General features: G+C 58.9%; 15 protein-coding genes, 1 tRNA gene and 9 pseudogenes. 17 read left to right on the top strand and 8 right to left on the bottom strand.

The genetic code is table 11. The features are described from left to right. Positions 1-42 precede the first annotated feature (42 nt). Positions 43-375, bottom strand: coding sequence for a hypothetical protein (locus IPM27_12045; protein ID MBK9162235.1), 333 nt, complete (start codon positions 373-375; stop codon positions 43-45). 44 nt (positions 376-419) lie between these two features. Then, a pseudogene (locus tag IPM27_12040) lies at positions 420-1,110 on the bottom strand (Fpg/Nei family DNA glycosylase). A 161-nt stretch (positions 1,111-1,271) separates the two neighbouring features. On the opposite strand from IPM27_12040, the gene IPM27_12035 reads away from it, so the two are divergent. The 9 genes from IPM27_12035 (at position 1,272) to IPM27_11995 (ending at position 8,072) form a co-directional block, all read left to right on the top strand. Beyond that, entirely contained in the window at positions 1,272-2,600 is a 1,329-nt protein-coding gene (locus IPM27_12035; protein ID MBK9162234.1) for an integrase family protein, read from the top strand. A gap of 16 nt (positions 2,601-2,616) precedes the next feature. After that, complete coding sequence (locus tag IPM27_12030; GenBank protein ID MBK9162233.1) at positions 2,617-2,940, top strand: hypothetical protein; 324 nt, start codon at positions 2,617-2,619, stop codon at positions 2,938-2,940. A 128-nt stretch (positions 2,941-3,068) separates the two neighbouring features. Next, on the top strand, positions 3,069-3,470 hold the full coding sequence (locus tag IPM27_12025; protein ID MBK9162232.1) for a hypothetical protein: 402 nt from the start codon (positions 3,069-3,071) through the stop codon (positions 3,468-3,470). A 12-nt stretch (positions 3,471-3,482) separates the two neighbouring features. Then, positions 3,483-4,148: a hypothetical protein gene (locus tag IPM27_12020; GenBank protein ID MBK9162231.1), complete on the top strand. Its 666-nt coding sequence runs from the start codon at positions 3,483-3,485 to the stop codon at positions 4,146-4,148. Between the two features lie 412 nt (positions 4,149-4,560). Beyond that, a complete protein-coding gene (locus IPM27_12015; protein MBK9162230.1) occupies positions 4,561-4,899 on the top strand; it encodes a hypothetical protein in 339 nt (112 codons plus the stop codon). Beyond that, positions 4,896-6,878 (top strand): AAA family ATPase, encoded by a 1,983-nt coding sequence (locus IPM27_12010; protein MBK9162229.1) that lies wholly within the window; start codon positions 4,896-4,898, stop codon positions 6,876-6,878. Before IPM27_12015 ends, IPM27_12010 begins: the two co-directional genes overlap by 4 nt. 160 nt (positions 6,879-7,038) lie before the next feature. Further along, positions 7,039-7,422, top strand: a complete 384-nt coding sequence (locus IPM27_12005) for a VRR-NUC domain-containing protein (protein MBK9162228.1) — start codon at positions 7,039-7,041, stop codon at positions 7,420-7,422. Continuing rightward, a complete protein-coding gene (locus IPM27_12000) occupies positions 7,409-7,840 on the top strand; it encodes a hypothetical protein (GenBank protein ID MBK9162227.1) in 432 nt (143 codons plus the stop codon). Before IPM27_12005 ends, IPM27_12000 begins: the two co-directional genes overlap by 14 nt. Then, a complete protein-coding gene (locus tag IPM27_11995) occupies positions 7,827-8,072 on the top strand; it encodes a hypothetical protein (GenBank protein MBK9162226.1) in 246 nt (81 codons plus the stop codon). The genes IPM27_12000 and IPM27_11995 overlap by 14 nt, the downstream gene beginning before the upstream one ends. A gap of 528 nt (positions 8,073-8,600) precedes the next feature. On the opposite strand, the pseudogene IPM27_11990 reads toward IPM27_11995, so the two are convergent. The 3 genes and pseudogenes from IPM27_11990 to IPM27_11980 form a co-directional block, all read right to left on the bottom strand. Continuing rightward, positions 8,601-9,950, bottom strand: a pseudogene (locus tag IPM27_11990) (GldG family protein). A gap of 3 nt (positions 9,951-9,953) precedes the next feature. Then, positions 9,954-10,697, bottom strand: coding sequence for an ABC transporter permease subunit (locus IPM27_11985; GenBank protein MBK9162225.1), 744 nt, complete (start codon positions 10,695-10,697; stop codon positions 9,954-9,956). A gap of 5 nt (positions 10,698-10,702) precedes the next feature. Further along, positions 10,703-11,662: an ABC transporter ATP-binding protein gene (locus IPM27_11980; GenBank protein ID MBK9162224.1), complete on the bottom strand. Its 960-nt coding sequence runs from the start codon at positions 11,660-11,662 to the stop codon at positions 10,703-10,705. Between the two features lie 77 nt (positions 11,663-11,739). Between IPM27_11980 and IPM27_11975 the strand changes: the two genes are divergently transcribed. Continuing rightward, on the top strand, positions 11,740-13,461 hold the full coding sequence (locus IPM27_11975) for a tetratricopeptide repeat protein (GenBank protein MBK9162223.1): 1,722 nt from the start codon (positions 11,740-11,742) through the stop codon (positions 13,459-13,461). Further along, a complete protein-coding gene (gene lolB, locus IPM27_11970) occupies positions 13,353-14,051 on the top strand; it encodes an outer membrane lipoprotein LolB (protein ID MBK9162222.1) in 699 nt (232 codons plus the stop codon). Before IPM27_11975 ends, lolB begins: the two co-directional genes overlap by 109 nt. A gap of 11 nt (positions 14,052-14,062) precedes the next feature. On the opposite strand, the gene IPM27_11965 is transcribed toward lolB, so the two are convergent. Further along, positions 14,063-14,218, bottom strand: a complete 156-nt coding sequence (locus IPM27_11965; GenBank protein MBK9162221.1) for a hypothetical protein — start codon at positions 14,216-14,218, stop codon at positions 14,063-14,065. A 72-nt stretch (positions 14,219-14,290) separates the two neighbouring features. Between IPM27_11965 and ispE the strand changes: the two are divergent. The 6 genes and pseudogenes from ispE (at position 14,291) to ychF (ending at position 18,752) form a co-directional block, all read left to right on the top strand. Beyond that, positions 14,291-15,135 (top strand): annotated as a pseudogene (gene ispE / locus IPM27_11960) (4-(cytidine 5'-diphospho)-2-C-methyl-D-erythritol kinase). Positions 15,136-15,142: 7 nt separating this feature from the next. Further along, positions 15,143-15,217, top strand: a tRNA-Gln gene (locus tag IPM27_11955). A gap of 55 nt (positions 15,218-15,272) precedes the next feature. Then, a pseudogene (locus tag IPM27_11950) lies at positions 15,273-16,093 on the top strand (ribose-phosphate pyrophosphokinase). An 80-nt stretch (positions 16,094-16,173) separates the two neighbouring features. After that, positions 16,174-16,819: pseudogene (locus tag IPM27_11945) on the top strand (50S ribosomal protein L25/general stress protein Ctc). 201 nt (positions 16,820-17,020) lie between these two features. Further along, positions 17,021-17,594: pseudogene (pth, locus tag IPM27_11940) on the top strand (aminoacyl-tRNA hydrolase). Positions 17,595-17,658: 64 nt separating this feature from the next. Continuing rightward, positions 17,659-18,752: pseudogene (gene ychF, locus IPM27_11935) on the top strand (redox-regulated ATPase YchF). A gap of 46 nt (positions 18,753-18,798) precedes the next feature. On the opposite strand, the pseudogene IPM27_11930 reads toward ychF, so the two are convergent. Both IPM27_11930 and IPM27_11925 read right to left on the bottom strand, forming a co-directional pair. Beyond that, a pseudogene (locus IPM27_11930) lies at positions 18,799-20,133 on the bottom strand (phosphomannomutase/phosphoglucomutase). 244 nt (positions 20,134-20,377) lie between these two features. Continuing rightward, positions 20,378-20,668: pseudogene (locus IPM27_11925) on the bottom strand (lipopolysaccharide heptosyltransferase II). Positions 20,669-20,770: the final 102 nt, after the last annotated feature.

Below are 20,770 nucleotides of genomic sequence, written 5' to 3'. Positions count from 1 at the left end.
GGTCGCCGGTCGCGGGCAGTGATTCGGCATAGCTGGCGAAGCTCAATCCGTTTTTCCGCAGCACGGTGGCAAGGTTGTCGCCGTCGAAACGGAGCGCGGGCAGGCGTTGCTGGTGACGCCCTGCGTCGAGCCGGAGAACAGGGCCAGATAGTTCGGCTGGCTGGGGTGCATGATGCCGTAGGAGTTCGTGAACAGCGCGCCTTGTTTTGCCAGTTTGTGGATGTAGGAGTCGCTGTTGCGCTTGTCCATGATCTGCGCATAGCCGCGGTTCTCTTCGATCACGACGACCACATGGTCGGGGCGCGGCAACGGCGTGGCGCGGGCTGCGGGTATGCCGGCAAGCAGGGCCAGCGCGGCAAGCAGGGCGAACTTCATGTTTTCTCCGGCATGATAGATGGCATGCCGGATGATACCCCATTTCATTTTTGGCAATGTGCGCAGTAGAAGCTGGAACGTTGGCCCTGCCTGATCTGCCGGATGGTCGTGCCGCATTTGTGGCACGCTTCGCCTGCCCGGCCATAGACCCGGTAGGTCTGCTGGAAGTAGCCGGGCTGTCCGGCCGTATCGACGAAATCGCGCAGGCTGCTGCCGCCGAGATCGATGGCTTCGGCCAGCGTTGCGCGAATTTCTCCGACCAGTTTTGCGCAACGCGGCAGGCTGAGCTTGCCAGCGGCGAGCCGGGGGCCGGATGCCGGCGCGGAACAGCGCCTCGTTGGCGTAGATGTTGCCAACGCCGACCACCACACGGCTGTCCATGATGCATTGCTTGATGCTGACGCTGCGCTTGCGCGTGGCCTGATAGAGGTAGCGCGCATCGAACTTGTAACCCCCTCCCCCTTGCAGGGGGAGGGTTGGGGAGGGGGTAGATGCTGTACATGGCCGCTGTTCTACCCCCATCCTATCCTTCCCCCTGTGAGGGGGGTCTGCCAGCAGGTATTTGGCGCGGCGTTCCAGCGAGAGGATGGTGCGTCCGCGCAGCAGCTTCGGCAGGTTCTCCGGGATCGGCCAGCGCAGGCTGGCGTTGCGGATGACGACATCTGCGATGGTCGCGCCGACGAGATGCTTGGCCAGGCCGCGCCGGGTGGTCTCTACTTCGGGTAGCTCAGGCATAAGGTTTTTTTCTGTTGATTGCCATTCTATAAATCGCTGTCTTTCCTAGTATTTCAATGAGTTAAGCATTTACCGCTTATTTGTTGTGTTGATAAGTATTCCGGCATATACTCCATTTGCGGTTACAAATCGGTTACAAATAAAGATTAAGGAGCGATGCCATGGCAAAAGTTAAACTGACAGCGGGCAGGATAACAGACTTCAAATGTGATGAAGGCAAGGCGCAATCGTTCCTCTGGTGCGCCGATGTGCCGGGGCTGGGGGTTCGTGCTACAGCCGGTTCAAGTCGCAAGCGTTACATATTCCAAGCCAAGGTTAAGGGCAAATCCATGCGCGTCACGATTGGTGATGTGAGTGCGTGGGGTATTGATGCCGCCCAAGTGGAAGCACGCCGCCTGCAAACCATGATAGACCAAGGCAACGACCCGCGCCAAGTGAAGGCCGATAAGGAAGCTGCCAAGGAAGCCGAGAAGCTTGCCAAGGAAGCGAAAGCAGCCGCGCTGGTAATGCAGGGAGCGCGCGAATCTGTGACCGTGGGTGCGGTATGGCTGGAATATATCGAAGCCCGCAAAGCCAAATGGGGTGCGCACGCTCTGCTTAAACACGAACGCGCCATGCAAAGGGCTGGACAGCCGCAAAAGCGTGGCAAGGAATTGACTGTAGCCGGTGAACTGGAATCACTGGCCGATGTTCGCCTTGTTGACCTGACACCCGAGCGGGTAAATGAGTGGGCAAGTGCTGAGGTATTGATTCGCGCATCATCCGCACGGCTTGCATTAAAGATGCTTCGGGCGTTTCTATTCTGGTGCGCCCGACACCACAACTACAAATCAATCATCACAAGCAATGCAGCCACAAGCCCCGAAGCCCGCGAAACGTTAGGCAAGCAAAAGGTAAAGAATGACGCGCTCCAACGTGAGCAATTACCCGCATGGTTCGCCGCCGTGAAGAGTATAGGCAATCCTGTGATTAGTGCATTTTTGCAAACCCTGCTGATAGTTGGTGCGCGCCGTGAAGAGTGGGCGTCACTTCGCTGGGATGCTGTAGATTTTCAGTGGAATAGCATTCGCATAAAAGACAAGGTGGAAGATTTCCGCATTATTCCCTTAACGCCCTATGTGGCGCACTTGCTGGCCGAATTACCGCGCCGCAATGAGTTTGTTTTTAGTAGCCCCGCATCTATATCCGGTTATCTTGCCGAACCTTCGGATAAGCATAACGAAGCCTGCGCTGTTGCTGGTGTGGATGTGACCTTGCACGGTTTGCGCCGTAGCTTTGCAACACTTAGCGAATGGATAGAGATGCCCGCCGGAATCGCTGCGCAGATACAAGGCCATGCGCCCCAAGGTGTGCGAGAGCAACACTATATCCGCCGCCCGCTTGACCTGTTGCGGATGTGGCACGTCAAAATCGAAGCGTGGATATTGGAGCAAGCCGGAATCGAGTTCGTGCCAGTAAAGGCCAGATTGCAGCTAGTGGGCGGTAAATAATTTATGGAGGCATGAAATGTTTGAATCAGGAATTGAAAAAACGATTGTGATTACTGCAATAGTTTTGTGGTTTGCTCATGGTTGGTATTTAAACACCCGCCTGCTAGACGTTCACAAAAAGCTGGATAAGGTTCTAGATGAATTTAACGGATTGAGGCTATACCTCTACGAGATAGACCCTCAGTTTGATGATGAACGCGAAGCCCTCCAACGTTTTCTTGATGAACATAACGCTGATAGTAATTTTGGGGCTGCTTTTGCCGCGATGGACGATATAGAACTCAACCGGCGAAAAGAAGAGCAAGGCAAGCGAACTCTATCAACAAGATTTAGCGAATAGAGTAACGAGTTACCCCCGCCTAGCTTTAGCGGGCGAAAGGCCAAATAGCTCTGATGGAGAAACAACCGTATGCATCTGTTTTTGCAAGTTACGGATTGGCCTAGATAACAATAGAGAGGGAAATGATTATGGTCAGAAAAATTCTTGATTGGGTAATTGGAATTGCGATTGCAGTGGCACTGGTGTATGCAGTTCATTCAGAAACGGGGGCTTGGACGATACTCCTTTTGGCCGGAATATTTCTGCACAATCTTGCTCTCAGTAACAGAATAGAAACACTTGAGAAAAATGTTAGGTTTGCCGAAACAAAAGCAAACGAAAATTGCATGGCATTAAATAACCTAGAATCATATTTATCAAGGCTCAAGGTAAAAAATGCATTGCATCCTGAAGACAGGGATACTTCCAAAGAACAGTTAGATGAGCTTAGTGCTATAAAGGAATCTTTAGCGTTAGCAAACCTTCCATATAAATCAAGGAATGAATACCTGGAATCGTTGGGAGTGAGCGGGCTATATCACGAACCTTGAGGGGTGTGAGTAATGAATAACGAAAGGATACCGCGCTGGAGCAAATGGCGATTGATGCCCGAGGTTAAAAAATGGGAAGCTGTTGCCCTTTCGCTGAATATCGAGCCGGGGGAAGTTAAAACAGACCACAACGCATGGATGGGAGCCGCCCACCCTTTCGATGAAGGCGAAGAGTTTAACGACCGCCTAGAGATACTCAAAAAACACTCTTCAAACCGGACACACTTCCCAACGCCGTGCATTCTCAATATGGCCAATTGGTATAACTGCGAAGTGCGACTAGATGAGTTTGCGGCATGGTGCGCTCATGTTGGCTTTGCAATTCCGCCCGAGTTATCGGCATTAGCCAAGGCTGCGCCACAACCCGCCCCGAAGGTGGAAGCTGCGCCCGCCGTGAAGGTTGAAGCCGTGCCAGTGATAACCCCGAGCGTTGAAGAGTGGGAAGTGCAAGCGCGCGCCATTGCTGATGAGTGTTTTGATACTGACACAAAGGGCGGATGCCGTGATTCTCTTGCAAGGAAAAAAGGTAACAAGATTGTGGGCGGATATTCATTCCGTGTCATGGAACTGATGCAGGAACGTGGCATAAAAGGGGCGCGTGGAATTATTGATAATCCGGCAACGATAATGCGTGAAGCGTTACAGGGTGAAAAATGGTGGGCGAACAAATCAAAGTGAGAGTGGGGAACGTGGGAAAAATGGGGAACGCATAAAAAGACAATTCCCCATTGTTGAATAAAGCTGATTAAAGCCCGTGGCCATATAGGTTTGCGGGCTTTTTTATTTGTTGTTGGTGGGGATTTTTCCCACTACTTAAATGGCAATCCTCGAAACTTAAAAAAGAGGAACCCATGATGCAATCCGTTCAATCATCCGCCGCGCATTCCCTGCCGGTATATCCCCCGCTGGAGCAAGTAACCCGCCCCACCGTTCCAACTGATGCCGCCGCTTATTACCTGAACAGACAGCCGCAAACATTGCGGGCGTGGGCGTGTTTGGAAAATGGTGCGCTGCGCCCAGTGCGAATTAGTGGCCGCCTTGCGTGGAGTGTTGCTGGCATACGCGCCCTGCTGAATGGGGAGTGCGCAAAATGATAAACCCGGACAGCCGCCAAGCATCATCCGGGTTTAAGCAAACATCATTTTTGCCTGAGCCGGATTTTAACCCGATTTACCCAAGCCCGAACACCCTTCCTGCGCGCTGCCTTGCCTTGATGTTGAACGCGCAAAGTTTCACGCATCCTGAGTTTGAACAGATAACCGGAAGCTGGCGATTATCTGCCGTGATTTTCACCTTGAAAGAACTTGGCTGGCCGGTGGAATCGTTTGACCTTTCCGCACCATCGCCTGAATGCCCGACCCGCACGATTAGCCGTTATTTCCTGCCGCCGAAAGTTATTCAGGCCGTGTTTGGTGGGGGTGCGCTATGACCGAAATCGAACGCGCTGCCGATGCGCTTCACCATATTGATGCAGGGTGCGCCCGTGATGAGTGGGTGCGTGCTGGCATGGCCGCGAAGTCTGCCGGATTAGACTTTGATGACTTCCACAACTGGAGCGCATCCGCCGGGAATTATGCCGGTGAGAATGAATGCCGCACAGTCTGGAAATCGTTTGATGAATCTGGAGCGGTGACACCTGCGACACTTTACGGAATGGCCTTCGCGCAAGGATGGAAAGACCCGAGCAAATCACGCGCCAAGGGAATAAACGGAAGCCGCCATACCCTACCCATAGCCAAGGCAAAAATAACCGCTCAAAAGCCCGTTAAACAGGCCGCAAGTGGTAACGCCGTGCAAGTTTGGGAACGCTGCATACCTGCGACACCTGCCGAAGCATATATACATCGCAAGCAAGGCAAGCCGGACGGGTTGCGAGTTTATCCGGCCAGTGCGCCGCCGCTGATTATCCGTGGCCAGAATGTTGCGGGTTATCTGGCGGTTCCATGCTGGAGCGGTAACGACCTGCAAACCCTGCAATTCATTCCGCCTGATGGTGGTGACAAATTGAACATGCCGGGCGCATCGTTCAATGATGGATTTTTCACCGTGGGCGAGATAACCGACCGCGCCTATATCGTGGAAGGAATCGGGCAAGCGTGGGCAATCCATAAAGCAACGGGAGCCGCTGCCGTGGTTTGTTTTGGAGCCGGGCGCATGATGACCGTGGCCAAGGTGCTGCGCGACAAATACCCCGCCGCTGGTTTGGTGTTAGTGTCTGACCGTGGCAAGGAAGCCGATGCCGGAAAGATTGCCGCCGCTGTTGCTGGCCAGTCTGTAGCGATGCCCGATGACAAGCCCGGCAACTATGACGCAAACGATTACGCGCAAGAGTTTGGCACTGGTGCATTGTCTGACCTGTTGCAACGCCCACAAGCCCCCGTGATGCGTTTCAAGCTGTTGTCTGGTGCTGACCTATGCAACGCCCCGCCGATGCGCTGGATGGTGCGTGGCGTGTTGCCGGTGGAAGGGCTGGCCGCATTGTTTGGAGCAAGCGGAAGCGGGAAAAGTTTTCTGATGCTGGATATTGCCGCCGCTGTTGCCGGTGGTGATTATGAATGGTTTGGCCGCCGTGTTACTCAATGCCCGGTGACATACGTTTGCCTTGAGGGTGAAGCCGGAATAGGTAAGCGTGTAAAGGCGTGGAGCCTACATCACAACAAGCCCGTGCCCGATGCGCTGCGATTCATTACGCAACCTTTCGACCTGCTGAGTGATGACGTGCCCGAACTGGCCAAGGCGGTGATTGCCGGTGGTGGTGCGAGTGGGCTGGTGATACTCGACACCTTGAACCGTGCCGCACCTGGAGCCGATGAAAATTCAAGCGTGGATATGGGCAACCTTATCGCCGCCGCCAAGCAACTGCAAAGCCTGACCGGTGGGCTGGTGTTGCTGGTGCATCACACGGGCAAGGACGCCACGAAGGGACTGCGCGGGCATTCGAGTTTATATGCTGCGCTTGATGGTGCGATTGAAGTCACTGCGACCGACAACCGCAAGGCGTGGAGCGTGGCCAAGTGCAAGGATGACGTGACCGGCGATGCGCACCCGTTCAAGCTGGAAATTGTGCCGGTGGGCATTGATGACGAAGGCGACGAAATCACTTCATGCGTGGCCGTGCCGGATGAATCGGCGGAAGCAATCAAGCAAGCCAAAAGACCAACGCTGCGAAGTAACCAAAAGATTGCAAACGAAGCAATCGGCGAAGCCCTGCGCAAATCGCCGCACACTGGCAAGGAAGGCGCGCCACAAGGCAGGCCGTGCATTCAATACACCGATGCCGTGGCGATTGTTGCCGAGCGCATACCCGCCGATGCCAAGCACAAAACATCACGCGCCAAGGTAGCAATTACGGGACTGGTGGAGCGTGGCTTCCTTGCCATGAAAGGGGATTGGTTATGGGACAAATAACCCCCCCGTTTCACAACACCCGTTCCGCCCCCTTCCCTATAGGGGGAAAGGGGAAGCGGGAAGCGGGTAAGGGCATTTCCCGTTTGAACCGAAAACAAGCGAAACGGGCGAAGCGGGAAGCGGGGGAAGCCGTGCCTATTGGCTTTCACTGGTGCATAGCATGAATGACTTACTAGGTGATGCCCTGCCCGTGGTGCGAAAGAATGACCGACCGGAAGCCGCCGCGCTGGTGGAAGTTTTGAAGGCGTTAAGTGCGCATCCTGCGGTGGCATGGGTGGAGCGGATGAACAGTGGCGCGGTGAGAATCGGCAAGCGGTTTGTGCGCTTCGGGTGGAAGGGTTGCCCGGACGTGCTGGGACAGCTAAAGGATGGGCGATTGCTGGGCGTGGAAGTGAAGGCCGCCAAGGGAAGGTTAAGACCCGAGCAAACCATTTTCCTTGAACGCATCCGCCTTGCTGGTGGCGTGGCATTCATGGCGCGTGATTGCCGGGACGTGATGCAGGAACTTGATAAAGCAGGAAGGAAACAATATGGCAACTATTGAAAAGAAAAAGCGCGGCAAGTGGAAAGCGGGCGAATCAGGCAACCCAAACGGAAGGCCGCCGGGATTGGGTGAAGTCACAAAGCTGCGCAACAGCATAGCCGAACACCTGCCCGAGATAATCACGCAACTGGTGGTCAAGGCGAAGGATGGGGACGCACAAGCCGCCCGCCTGTTACTGGAACGAGTATTGCCCCCGGTGAAGGCAATCGAACAGCCTGTAGCCCTATCCCTGCCCGATGGTGAAAGCATAACCGCGCAAGGTGTGGCGATAGTCCAAGCCGTAGCCGCTGGAACGCTTGCACCAAGCCAAGGGGCTGCGCTGCTGACTGGATTGGGCGCACTGGCACGGATTAAAGAAATTGACGAACTAACCGCCCGCATCACGGCATTGGAGGGGATGAAAAATGGCCACGATTGAACAGCGAATTACTACACTGGAAAGCAGGCGCAAACCGGAAGTGGTGAAGATGCAAAAGCCAAGACCGTCAGTGTCAGAAAGTGAATGGATGGAACTTCAACAAAAGACAGATTTTCAAACCGCAGAATATCCGCGCCTCTTCGCTGAAATACTGGCAAGGCGTGGGGATGGTAGCGAAATCAAGCATTCGGACTATATTCGCAAACTGGAGAAACAATATGGCAACGCTTAAACAACGCATCACGGAACTGGAGCAACGACCAAGCCAAAGCAATAATGCGCTTGAGTCGTTTATCAAACGCCTTGCCTTAAATCTCCCTTGGTTAAATCTGAACGCTATCAGGAAGCGCAATCAGTAAGACGATAAAGGCAATAAAGCAGCCCGCCGCCGCTAGAGATAGTCCGGCGATTTTTCTTTTTGGGGAGTGCTGCATTGAGCAAACGCAGTTACAAACTGGTTACATTAAAAGCAAGTAAGTATTATTTATGCTGTAACTATTTGATTCATAATGTATGCCATTTCTACTTCGGGCAGTTCGGGCATGATTTCAGGGCTGGTGGTCCGGTGAATTCATCATGTCAAAAAACGGTGTCCACTAAAAACACGAAAGGCTCGAAATTATGAGCGCGTGGAAAGCGATGGCGCCAAGGGACCAGGTTCGCCATCGCCCGGCTATGCCGGGCGATGAATCATTTGTTTCCCCTGATTGCCCGGCAATACCCATGCAAATTTTTGTGGTTTTCGTGGATGAATCGCTTTTCAGTTCTTGCGGCGGCGCCACCAGATGGATGCGCCCACGCCTGCCAGCAGCAACGGCACGATCAGCAGGAAGCCGACACTGATGACGGTGAGTTGCGTCTTGCTGAGCGCGAGGTCGCCGTCTTTTATGGCGCGCGGTTGCAGCGTGATGAGATGCTCGTCGCTGGATAGCCAGTTCACCATGTTCACGCCCAGGTCGACGTTGCCGCCGTTGCCGGCGAAGCTGTTGGCGAGAACGCGCCGTTGCCGACCACCACGATGCGCTGCTCGCGATCGTTGACGTCGCGTTGCAGGGACAGTGCGATGACAACGGGGCCGGGGGTGTCGTGCCGTTTGTCGAAAGCCGGCTTGCCCGGTTTCGGGTAGCGGCTCACCCATCCGCGCGGCGCGACTTCCAGCAGCACGTGGCGTTGCCATTCGTCGTCCTCGTTCCAGGCCAGCGGACGTGCTTCCGGGAATGCGGTGATCAGGTTGAAGTCGCGCGTGACGGGGTGCGGCGTATAGGCTGCGCCGAGCGACCACGAAGCGGGCGCATTCATTTCGGTGGCGGACGGGTCGATCACAATGCCGGGCGGCAACAGCAGGCCGAGCCTTTCGGCGAGCGGTTCCAGTCCGCGCAACGGCCCGGCATCCGCCAGCCAGAGCAGGTTGCCGCCGCGCTCGACATAGCGCATCAGCTTGTCCGTTTCGCCGGGCATCAGATCGACCTGCGGTTGGGTGACGACCACGACGCCGGCGTTGTCCGGCACTTCCTGCGCCAGCGCCAGATTCAGGCTGCCGATGCGGAAGCCGTTCTGCCCGAGCTTGGCGCCGAAGACCAGTCCCAGGTCGTGGTTGGCCTGCCCGTCGAGCTTGCGCTCGCCGTGCCCGTCCAGATACATCACGATCTGGTCACGGTTGTGCGCCAGACGCAGCAGCGCGCTGGTGAGCGTCTGTTCGTTGATCAGGGTGAGGTGTTCGCTGCGCCCGGCGTACTCGACCACCATCTCGCCGTTCAACTGGATACCCGCGTCGCGCGCCTTCTGTTCCTCCTTGACCGGGTCGATGAACACCAGTTCGATGTCTTTTTTTGTAACGCTGATAAAGCGAGACGAAGTCGCGGATGATCTTGCGGATGTCGCCCAGGCGCGGGTCCTGTTCGGTGGCGTACACGGTGATGTTGACCGGGCCGTCCAGTTGCCCGAGCACTTCGATGCTGCCGGTCTCCAGGCTGTTGATGGCGCTCTGCGTGACGTCGCGCTGCAAATGGTGTCGCGTGGCGAGGTAACCCAGCCCGGATACGGTCGTGGTCAGCAGCAACACGAACAGCAGGTTGCGCAACGACGGGGTGGTGAGGAATCTGCGCAGCATGGCTTATCCGTAGAGGCGGTTGTTGTGCAGCCGCTTCATCGTCAGCAGCAGGAAGAAGGCGGTGAACAGCAGGAAGAAGGCGACATCGCCACTGTCCAGCAAGCCGGCATTGAAACTCTCGAAGCGCCTGAACGGCGAGGTGAGGTGCCAGACCGAATCTTCCGCAGACGCGCCGATGTCGGCCAGCCACAGGCCGGCCAGCACCGCCAGCGCCCCGATGGCGGCGATGACGGGTTGCGTGGTCAGCGCGGAGACGTACAGTCCCAACGCGACATAGCAGGCGGAAAGCAGCAGCAGGCCGAGCAGGTTGCTCAGCAGCAGGCCGTGGTCGAGCTGCGTGCCGAGCGCCAGGGTATAGACCATCAACGGCACGCCGGCCATCAGTATGGTCAGGAAGGCCATCAGTCCGAGGAATTTGCCGAGCACGATATGCCGCCCCGACAGTGGCGCCGACAGCAGCAGCGTGAGCGTCTGGCTGCGCCGTTCCTCGGCGATCATGCGCATGGTGAACATCGGCACCAGCATCATCAGCAGTATCGCCACGGTATTGAACAGCGGCGCGGCCACCATGGCGGTCGCGCCGGGCGGGTTGGCGAGCTGGGCGAGTTGCGGCTGGATCTCCAGGAACGCCTCCAGCCGCGCCAGGAAGAACCAGGCGAGGATGAATTGCAGCACCGCGAGCACGAACCAGGTCGAGGGCATGGCGAACAGGCTGCGCAGTTCGCGCATCGCCAGCAAGGTGATCAGGCGCATCATGGGCGGTCTCCCGTGGCGGCGTTTTCGGCATCGGTGATCTTGACGAACACTTCTTCCAGCGTGGTCTGTAACGGGGTGAGCTGTTCCAGTTGCCAGCCATGTTGCGCGGCCAGGGCAAGCAACGTGCTGCCGGGATTCTCTCCCGGCGCATGCAACACGCGGAAGCGGGTGTCGGACAGCCGTTCGACGCTGGCGATGCCGGCGATGCCCTGCAATTCGTCCAGGGCGGGCGGGTTGCCCAGGCTGACGGTGAAGCCGGATACGCTGCCGTACTGCTGCATGCGCGCGCTGGTATCGCCGTAGATGAGCCTGCCGTGTTGCATGATCTCCACGCGGTCGCACACGTTTTCCACTTCGCCGAGCAGGTGGGTGGACAGGATCACGCTGTACGTGTTGCCGAGTTCGCGGATCAGGCTGCGGATATCGCGGATCTGCGCGGGGTCGAGGCCGACGGTCGGTTCGTCCAGCACGATCACAGCCGGCCGGTGGATGATGGCTTGCGCGATGCCGACGCGTTGCTGGTAGCCCTTGGACGGGGTGCCGATGATCTTGCTGCCGACCGTCTCTAGGCCGCAGCGCTGCCGGGTCTGTGCCAGCGCATCGGCGACAGCGTCGCGCTGCAGGCCGCGCAGCCGTGCCGCGAAGGTCAGGTAATCGTCCACACTGAGTTCGCGGTATAGCGGCGGCGTTTCCGGCAGGTAGCCGATATGCATCTTCGCGAGCGTCGGGCGTTGTTGCAGGTCGATGCCGCAAATCTCGATCGTGCCGCTGCCGGGCAGCAGGCAGCCGGTCAGCATCTGCAGCGTGGTGCTCTTCCCCGCGCCGTTGTGGCCGAGCAGGCCGAGCACTTCGCCGCGCTTCAGTTGCAGGGATACGTCGCGGATCACTTGTCTGTTGCCGAAGCTGCGCGTCAGGTTGCGCGCGGAGAGCGTGATTTCGGATGGGGCGTTGGACAAGGTAGGGGTGTGTCGTGGTTGTGGGTTCGGCTAAATATAACCTAATATGTGCGCCCGCATCAAAAGCAGTTATCGCCATGTGTTCATATAAATACCTTATCGTCGGCAGTTTGTTGCTCGGCGCCTGTGCGCAGGCGCCGCAGCGCGCCGAACCGGCACAGTCTGCGCCGCAGCCCGCGCCGCAGGCAGAGGTCGCACCGGTATTGCCCGACGTCGAATTGAGCGACGAGCTGCTGTACGAATTCCTGCTGACCGAGATCGCCAACCAGCGCGGACACAAGGCGCTGGCCGTGGAAGCGAGCGCCGATCTGGTCCGGCGGACGCGCGACCCGCGCATGGCCAGGCGCGCCGCGCAACTGGCGTTCGAATCCGGCGACATGGAAAAGTCCGTCGAGGCGTTCCGCCAGTGGCAGGAACTCGAGCCGACCTCGCCGATGGCGGGCCGGATGCTGGCTTCGATATTGTTGCGCGGTGGCAGGCTGGACGAGGCGCAGCGGGAGCTGGCCAAGGTGTTGCAGGCCGAACAGGCGAATGCAGGGAAGGTTTTCCTGCAGATATTGCAGTCGGTCGCCTCGCATCCGGACAAGCCAGCCGTGCTGAAACTGCTGCGCAATCTTGCACAACCCTATCCGAGCGTTGCCGAGGCGCATTGGTCGGTGGCCCAGTTGGCGATGCTGGCGGGCGACACGGTCGTCGCGCTGGACGAAGCGCGCCAGGCGCGCACCCTGCGCCCGGAGTGGAGCAGTGCGGTGTCGCTGGAGGCGCAGTTGCTGATGAAGGATGCGCCGCAGCAGGCGCTGGAAGTGTTGCGCCGCTATCTGTCCGGTTTTCCGGACGAGCGCGAGATCCGCCTGCAATATGCGCGCGCGCTGCTGCAGCAGAAACAGTACCCGCTTGCGCGCGCCGAATTCCAGCGCCTGGCGCAGGCGACCCCGGACAATCCCGACCTGGCGTTCGCGATCGCGCTGATCTCGCTGCAGCTGAACGACCTGCAGGGCGCGGAGACGCAGCTCCAGCAGGCGCTGGCCAAGGGCAAGAAAGACAGGGATACGGTGCAGTATTACCTCGGGCAACTGGGCGAGGCGAAGGAGGACGAGAACAAGGCGCTCGCGCATTACCTCGAGGTGAAAGGGGGCGAATTCCACTATGCGGCGCAATTGCGTGCGGCCTACCTGCTGAACAGGCGCGGCAAGCCGGACGAGGCGCTGGAATACCTGCACCGGCTGCAGCCTGCCGATAACCAGCAGCGCGTGCAGTTGTTGCTGATCGAGGCGCAATTCCTGCGCGACGCGAAGCGCACGGAGGATGCCTATCGGGTGTTGCAGCAAGGTCTGGAAAAACTGCCCAATCATCCCGACCTGCTTTACGAGGCTGCGATGCAGGCGGACAAGCTCGGCAAACATCAGGTGTCCGAACAATTGCTGCGCAAGCTGATCCAGATCAAGCCGGATCATGCACACGCCTACAATGCGCTGGGTTTCAGCCTGCTGGAACGCAACGAGCGCGTCCCGGAGGCGGTCGCGCTGGTGGAGAAGGCCCTGCAGCTCGCGCCGGATGATGCCGCCATCATGGACAGCGTCGGCTGGGGTTACTATCGCCTCGGCAGGCTGGACGACAGCGTGAAGATGTTGCGCAAGGCCTTCGGTGCCAATGCCGATGCTGAGATCGCCTCGCATCTGGGCGAGGTGTTATGGGTGCGCGGCGACAAGCTGGAAGCCAGGAAGATCTGGCAGGACAGCCTCAAGACCAATCCCGGCAACGAAGTGTTGCAGGCGGTGATGAAACGGTTCGTGCCTTGAAGCGGACACCGGATCTCCATTTTTGGGCGAATTGCTGCTTACTGGTCGTTCCGTTGTTGCTGGGTGGTTGTGCCGGGTTGTCGTCAACGCCCGCGCCGGTGTTGCGGCCTGCGCAGGCCGAATCCGCATCGTTCACCTTGAACGGGCGCATCGCGATCAGCCATAACGGCACGCGCCATTCGGCAGGGTTGCGCTGGGCGCATCGCGCGCAGTCCGACGAACTGCTGCTGCTCGCGCCGCTCGGTGCCACGGCTGCGCGCGTCTACCGCGATGCGGACCAAGCGACGCTGGACGACGGCGACAAGCATTACCGGGCCGCCGATGCGGAATCGCTGATGCAGCAGGTGCTGCACTGGCATCTGCCGCTGAACGGCCTGCACCGCTGGGTGCTCGGGCTGCCGGACGCCGGCAGCGCGGCACGGGTGGAGCGCGATGCCGGCGGGCGGATCGTCGTGCTGTATCAGGACGATTGGGAGGTGCGTTACCTGCGCTATGCCGGGGACCAGCCGGACAGCATGCCGACGCACCTGCGATTGAGCCGCGAGGGATTGCAGTTGCAGTTGCTGATCGACGAATGGGAGCTTCCATAACCTTGTCGTATTTAAACCACGAAGAACACGAAGAACACGAAGAACACGAAGAACACGAAGAACACGAAGAACACGAAGAACACGAAGAACACGAAGAACACGAAGAACACGAAGGCCGCGAAGGAAAACCATGCGTTACTTTGAGAACGAGAGTATCTCGAGTACATGTCCTCGGATATCCTTCCCCAAAGATTTCTTCGTGATCTTCATGCGCTTCGTGGTGAGATGATCTTTTCAAAATGACGCAAACCATCACCTGCCCGGCCCCGGCCAAACTTAACCTGTTCCTGCATGTTGTCGGCCGCAGGGCGGACGGCTATCACCTGCTGCAGACCCTGTTCCGTTTCATCGACCTGAACGACACGCTGCATTTCACGCTGCGCGAGGATGGCATCGTGCAGCGCACCAATGGCATCGAGGGCGTTCCCGAGGAATCCGATCTGTGTGTCCGCGCCGCGCGGCTATTGCAGGCCGAGACCGGCTGCGCGCTGGGCGTGGATATCGCAGTGGAGAAGCGCATCCCGATGGGCGGCGGGCTGGGCGGCGGCAGTTCGGATGCGGCGACCACGCTGATCGCGCTGAACCGCCTGTGGTCGCTGGGCTTGTCGCGCCAGCGCCTGATGCAACTGGGGCTCGCTGGGGGCGGATGTGCCGGTGTTCGTGTTCGGCGAGAACGCATTCGCCGAGGGGTGGGTGAGCAACTGCAGGCATGTCCCCTGCCGGAAGTCTGGTACGTGGTGCTTTTCCTCCGGTGCACGTGCCGACGGCCGGTATTTTTGCGCATCCGGAATTGACACGGAACACTGTTTCCATCACAATGCGCGCCCTCTCGGAAGGGCAAAGCCATCTGCATAACGACTTGCAGCCGGTGGTATGCGAACTTTACCCGGAAGTGGCGCGTTATCTGGCCGTGCTGGATGGCTGCGGAAAAGCGATGATGACCGGCTCCGGCGCCTGTGTGTTCGCCGGATTTCCCGACCGCAGCCAGGCCGAAGCGGCCTTGCGGCAATTGCCCGACGGGATGCGCGGAGTCGTTGCGCAAGGATTGGCAAGGCATCCGTTGCATGATTGGGTGTCCGAGTAGTTTTTATTGGGGAGTCGCCAAGTGGTAAGGCACCGGATTTTGATTCCGGCATTCGTAGGTTCGATCCCTACCTCCCCAGCCAAACACAGTTTCGGCACAGACTGGCGTGAACAGCCTGGGCCGGATTCACGGGGCTGATGGTGGAGATTCTCGAGAACGTGCGCGGCAAGGACGTGTTCGTGCTGCAATCCACCTGCGCGCCGACCAACGATAACCTGATGGAAGTGCTGGTGATGGTGGATGCGCTGAAACGCGCCTCTGCAGGACGTATCACTGCTGCGATGCCGTATTTCGGTTATGCGCGCCAGGATCGCCGCCTGCGCTCGGCGCGTCGCGATCACCGCCAAGCTGGTGGCAGACATGCTGACCAGCGCCGGGGTGGACCGTCTGTTGACGATGGATCTGCACTCGGACCAGATTCAGGGGTTCTTCGACATTCCGGTGGATAACATCTATGCCAGCCCGATCCTGCTGTCCGATGTTTGGAAGAACGATTATCCGAATCTGATCGTGGTGTCGCCGGACGTTGGCGGCGTGGTGCGCGCCCGCGCCCTGGCCAAGCAGCTGGAAGCGGACCTGGCGATCATCGACAAGCGCCGTCCTGCCGGGCGTGGCCAAGGTGATGAACATCATCGGCGACGTGTCGGGGCGGACCTGCCTGATCATGGACGATCTGGTGGATACCGCCAATACGCTGTGCGAGGCCGCCAGTGCGCTGAAGGAAAAGGGCGCCGCGCGCGTACTGGCTTACTGTACCCATCCGGTGCTGTCCGGCCCGGCGATCGAACGCATCGAAAACTCGGCGATGGATGAACTGGTCGTCACCGACACCATTCCGCTGAACGAACGGGCGCGGAACTGCGGACGCATCCGCCAGTTGAGTACTGCGGAATTGCTGGCGGAAACGATCCGCCGCATCAATAACGAAGAGTCGGTGAGCTCGCTGTTCACCGAGTAAGGGGATTGGCGGCAGCCATGTCGGTTGCCGCAATGCAGGGATCGTCTGGTCGCGGACGGTCCCGTTTTTGGAGAAGTGAAATGACGATTGAAATCAATGCAACAATTCGCAAGGCGCAAGGTACGGGTGCGAGCCGCCGTCTGCGTAACACCGGCCGCGTGCCAGGTGTTGTGTATGGCTCGGGTGACGTGGATAATGATCGAAATTGATCACAATGAGGTGTTCTACAAGCTTCGTCAGGAAGCGTTCCACGCTTCCGTGCTGACGCTGAATCTGGAAGGCAAGAAAGAGGCGGTGCAACTGCGCGATTTCGTGATGCATCCGTTCCGCGCACAAGTTCAGCACATCGACTTCCAGCGCGTGGACGCGAACAAGAAGATGCACATCAAGGTGCCGCTGCATTTCCTGAACGGTGAAATCGCGCCGGGCGTGAAGCTGGGTGGCGGCAAGATCAGCCACGTGCTGAACGATCTGGATATCGTCTGCCTGCCCAAGGATCTGCCGTCCTTCATCGAGGTGGACTTGGCTAATCTGGAACTGGGCCATTCCATCCACGTGTCCGACGTCAAGCTGCCCAAGGGCGTGGAAGTGGCGACCCATCACCATGCCAGCGATGCCGTGGCGGTCGTGCAAGTGCCGCGTGGCGCAGTGGAGGCCGCATCGGAAGAAGGTGCCGCTACACCTGCCGCAGAAGCCGCTGCGCCAGCCGCAGAAGCCAAGAAGTAATTCACGATCTGAACTGCCCGCCATGTCATCGAACGGTGCATGGCGGGTTTTTCATTTATGAACGCCACTCAAAATTCAGACTTCATCCCAACTACGGCGTTGCGGAAAAATTTCTGGCTTGCATACCATGCATATGCAGCGCGGCGAGATTTTCCCCGCGCCTTGCATTTTGGCGGACTCTGAATCTTTAGAGGTATTCATATGCAAGCCATTAAACTCATCGTTGGCCTCGGCAATCCTGGCAGGGAGTATGAGGACACGCGCCATAACGCCGGGTTCCGGTGGGTGGATGAGCTCGCGCGCCTGCATAACGCCAACTTCAGGAACGACAGCAAGTTCCACGGACTCGTCGCCAAGGCGAGTCTGCACGGACATGAGGTGCATCTGCTCGCCGCAGACCTTCGCGAACGTCAGTGGCCGGGCATTGGTCGCGCTGGCGCTGTTCTACAAGATATTGCCGGGCCAGATACTGGTCGTGCATGACGAGCTGGATCTGCCGCCGGGCGGCGTCAAACTCAGGCTGGGCGGCGGCCACGGCGGCCACAATGGCCTGAAGGATATCATCGCGCAGCTGGGCAGCCGCGATTTCTGGCGCTTGCGCATCGGCATCGGGCATCCCGGCGAGCGCAGCGAAGTGAGCAATTTCGTATTGAACGCGCCGCGCAAGGAAGAACAGGTGCTGATCGATGAGGCGATGCAGCGTGCGCAGGATGTCTCGCCGCTGGTCATCGAGGGCAAGCTGGAAGCGGCGATGCTGAAGCTGCATAGTAGTTAGGATTTAGGATTGAGGGAATGCGGAGCAGCGGGTTTTGCTCAATCCTGTTATTAGAGGAAAAGCCATGAGTCTCAAATGCGGTATCGTCGGTCTCCCCAATGTGGGTAAATCCACCTTGTTCAATGCGCTCACAAAAGCGGGCATCGCTGCGGAGAACTATCCGTTCTGCACCATCGAGCCCAACGTCGGCATCGTCGAGGTGCCCGATCCGCGTCTCGATGAGCTGTCGAAGATCGTCAACCCGCAGCGCGTGCAGCATGCCATCGTCGAGTTCGTCGACATCGCCGGGTTGGTGGCGGGTGCTTCGAAGGGCGAAGGGCTGGGCAACCAGTTCCTCGCCAACATCCGCGAGACTGACGCTATCGTCAACGTGGTGCGTTGCTTCGACGATGAGAACGTGGTGCACGTCGCGGGCAAGGTTGACCCGATCTCCGACATCGAGACCATCATCACCGAACTGGCGCTGGCCGACCTGGCGGCGGTGGAGCGCACCCTCCAGCGCGAAGGCAAGAAGGCCAAGTCCGGCGACAAGGATGCGCAACACCTGGTCGCGGTATTGGAAAAACTGCTGCCGCACCTGAACGAGGGCAACCCGGCGCGCACTGCCGGCCTGACCGATGACGAGAAGCTGACGGTCAAGCCGCTGTGCCTGCTGACCGTGAAGCCGGCGATGTATGTCGGCAACGTGCTGGAAGACGGTTTCGAGAACAATCCCTACCTCGACCGGCTGCGCGAACATGCGGCACGGGAGGGCGCACCGGTCGTTGCATTGTGCGCCAAGATCGAACAGGAACTCGCCGACCTCGACGATGCCGACAAGCTGGAATTCCCCTCGCCGATCTCGGCCTGGACGAGCCCGGCCTGAATCGCCTGATCCGCACCGGCTACGACCTGCTCGGCCTGCAAACCTATTTCACGGCGGGCGTGAAAGAGGTGCGCGCCTGACCATCCACTAAAGGCGACACGGCGCCCGAGGCCGCCGGCGTGATCCATACCGACTTCGAGAAAGGCTTCATCCGCGCGCAGACCATCTCCTACGTCGATTTCATCGCCTGCGGCGGTGAACATGGCGCCAAGGAAAAGGGCAAGATGCGCGTCGAGGGCAAGGAATACGTCGTGCAGGACGGCGACGTGATGAACTTCCTGTTCAACGTGTGACGGCGCGACGGCGTCGAGCTTGTAGCGACTGCCGCTTGCCGGATCGCTAGAACGGTAGTTGCAATGCCGGTGCGGCCGCCAGCAGGATGCGGCGGAAACTTTCCTGTATCCGGTCCAGCGCGGCGACATCGTCCGCCTCGAAGCGCAGTACGATCACCGGCGTGGTGTTCGATGGGCGCATCAGCCCGAAGCCGTCCGGATATTCCACACGCAGGCCGTCTATCGTGATGACGTCGAGCGCGCCGTCGAAATGCGCTTCCTTCTGCAGTCGTGCGATCAGCGCATGGTTTTCACCTTCTGCGGTACGGACGTGCAGTTCCGGCGTGCAGACCGCGTCCGGCAACGCGTTCAGCGCGGCACTCGGGTTGCCCAGCCGGCTCAGTATCTCCAGCAGTCGCGCGCCCGCATACAGGCCGTCGTCAAAACCGTACCAGCGCTCCTTGAAGAACACGTGCCCGCTCATCTCGCTGGCCAGCAGCGCGCCGGTCTCGCGCATCTTGGCCTTCACCAGCGAATGGCCGGTCTTCCATAGCATCGGTTTGCCGCCGTGCCTGCGTATCCAGTCGAACAGGTTGCGTGTGGACTTGATGTCGAAAATGATCTCCGCACCGGGGTGGCGGTCCAGCACGTCGGCGGCGAACAGCATCAACTGGCGATCCGATAAATGATCTTTCCGTCCCAGACCACGCCGAGGCGGTCGCCGTCGCCGTCGAAAGCCAGCCCAAGTTCGCTGCCGTTATCCGCCAGCGCGGTGATCAGGTCTTCAAGATTGTGCGGATCGGACGGGTCCGGATGGTGGTTGGGGAAATTTCCGTCCACTTCGCAGAACAGTTCGGTCACCTCGCAACCGAGACCGCGATACAGTTTGGCGGCGAAATCGCCTGCCACGCCGTTGCCGCAATCCACGGTGATGCTCATCGGGCGGGCCAGTTTGATGTCGCCAACGATGCGCGCGAGATATTCCGGCGCGATGTCGTATTGTGCGTAGCTGCCCGTGCCATGTGTGAGATCGTTCTGTTCGATGCGTCGGCGCAGCGCCTGTATCGTCTCGCCGGACAAGGGTCTCGCCGGCGAGTACCATCTTCAGGCCATTGTAATCGGGCGGGTTGTGGCTGCTGGTGATCATCACCGCACAGTTGGTGTTGAGCTGGAAGGCGGCGAAATAGGTCATCGGCGTGGCGACCATGCCAAGATCGACGACGCCGATGCCGGCCTTGCGGATGCCGCGCGCCAGCGCCCGCGCGAAGGCGGGGCCGGACAGGCGTCCGTCATAGCCGATGGCGATGCCACGCTGGCCGCGCGCCACGGCTTCGGAGCCGATGGCATGGCCGATCCGTTCGACGATATCGTCAGTCAGTGATTTGCCGACGATACCGCGGATGTCATAGGCCTGAAAATCTCCTTGGGGATGTCACGCATCGTGTCGCTCCATTGCTGGATCGAGACTGGGATCGATCCGGCGCAACTTTCCCAAGCCAGTCCGGGGAGTTTCATCATGCAATCGAAATGCCCGAGCGGGCATTCGCGCTTAAGCAGGGGCTGCACTCAATATCGAGCTTGAGGATATGCGCTTTCGCGGACAGGCAGGGTGAACTGCGGGCTGCTGGAGCCGAACAGCGCCAGCATCAGGCGATCAGCGCGGCCACCCGGTGCATCAGGCCGGAATCGTTGCGTGCCAGGCGTGCGCAGGACAGCAGGGCGATGGCCTCGCCGATATCCGTTCTCCCGCACAGATTGGCGCACGAGCCGCCCGCGGTAGGTCGATCTCTCTTCGGCGACCGGACGATCCTTGCCCGGAACCGATCAGCCACACCCGTATAACCGTGCTGTTGCGGATGTTGCGCGGTCTCGGCGAAATAAGCCTCCGGCCAGCGTTTCGCCAGGCCATATTCAGCGCCGGGACAGAACGCTGCGACGAGTTTTGTCCAGCGTCAGGCCAGCTTTTTCAGAACGGCATCGCGCTGCGCCACCGGGATGGTCAGAGCCGGATCGGGAATGGGGCGCCGGACCGGCGTGCC

Source organism: Nitrosomonadales bacterium, from assembly GCA_016716325.1.
GTDB lineage: Bacteria > Pseudomonadota > Gammaproteobacteria > Burkholderiales > Gallionellaceae > Gallionella.
The sequence above is the reverse complement of the archived record's forward strand: the minus strand, read 5'-3'. Positions and strand labels throughout refer to the sequence as shown.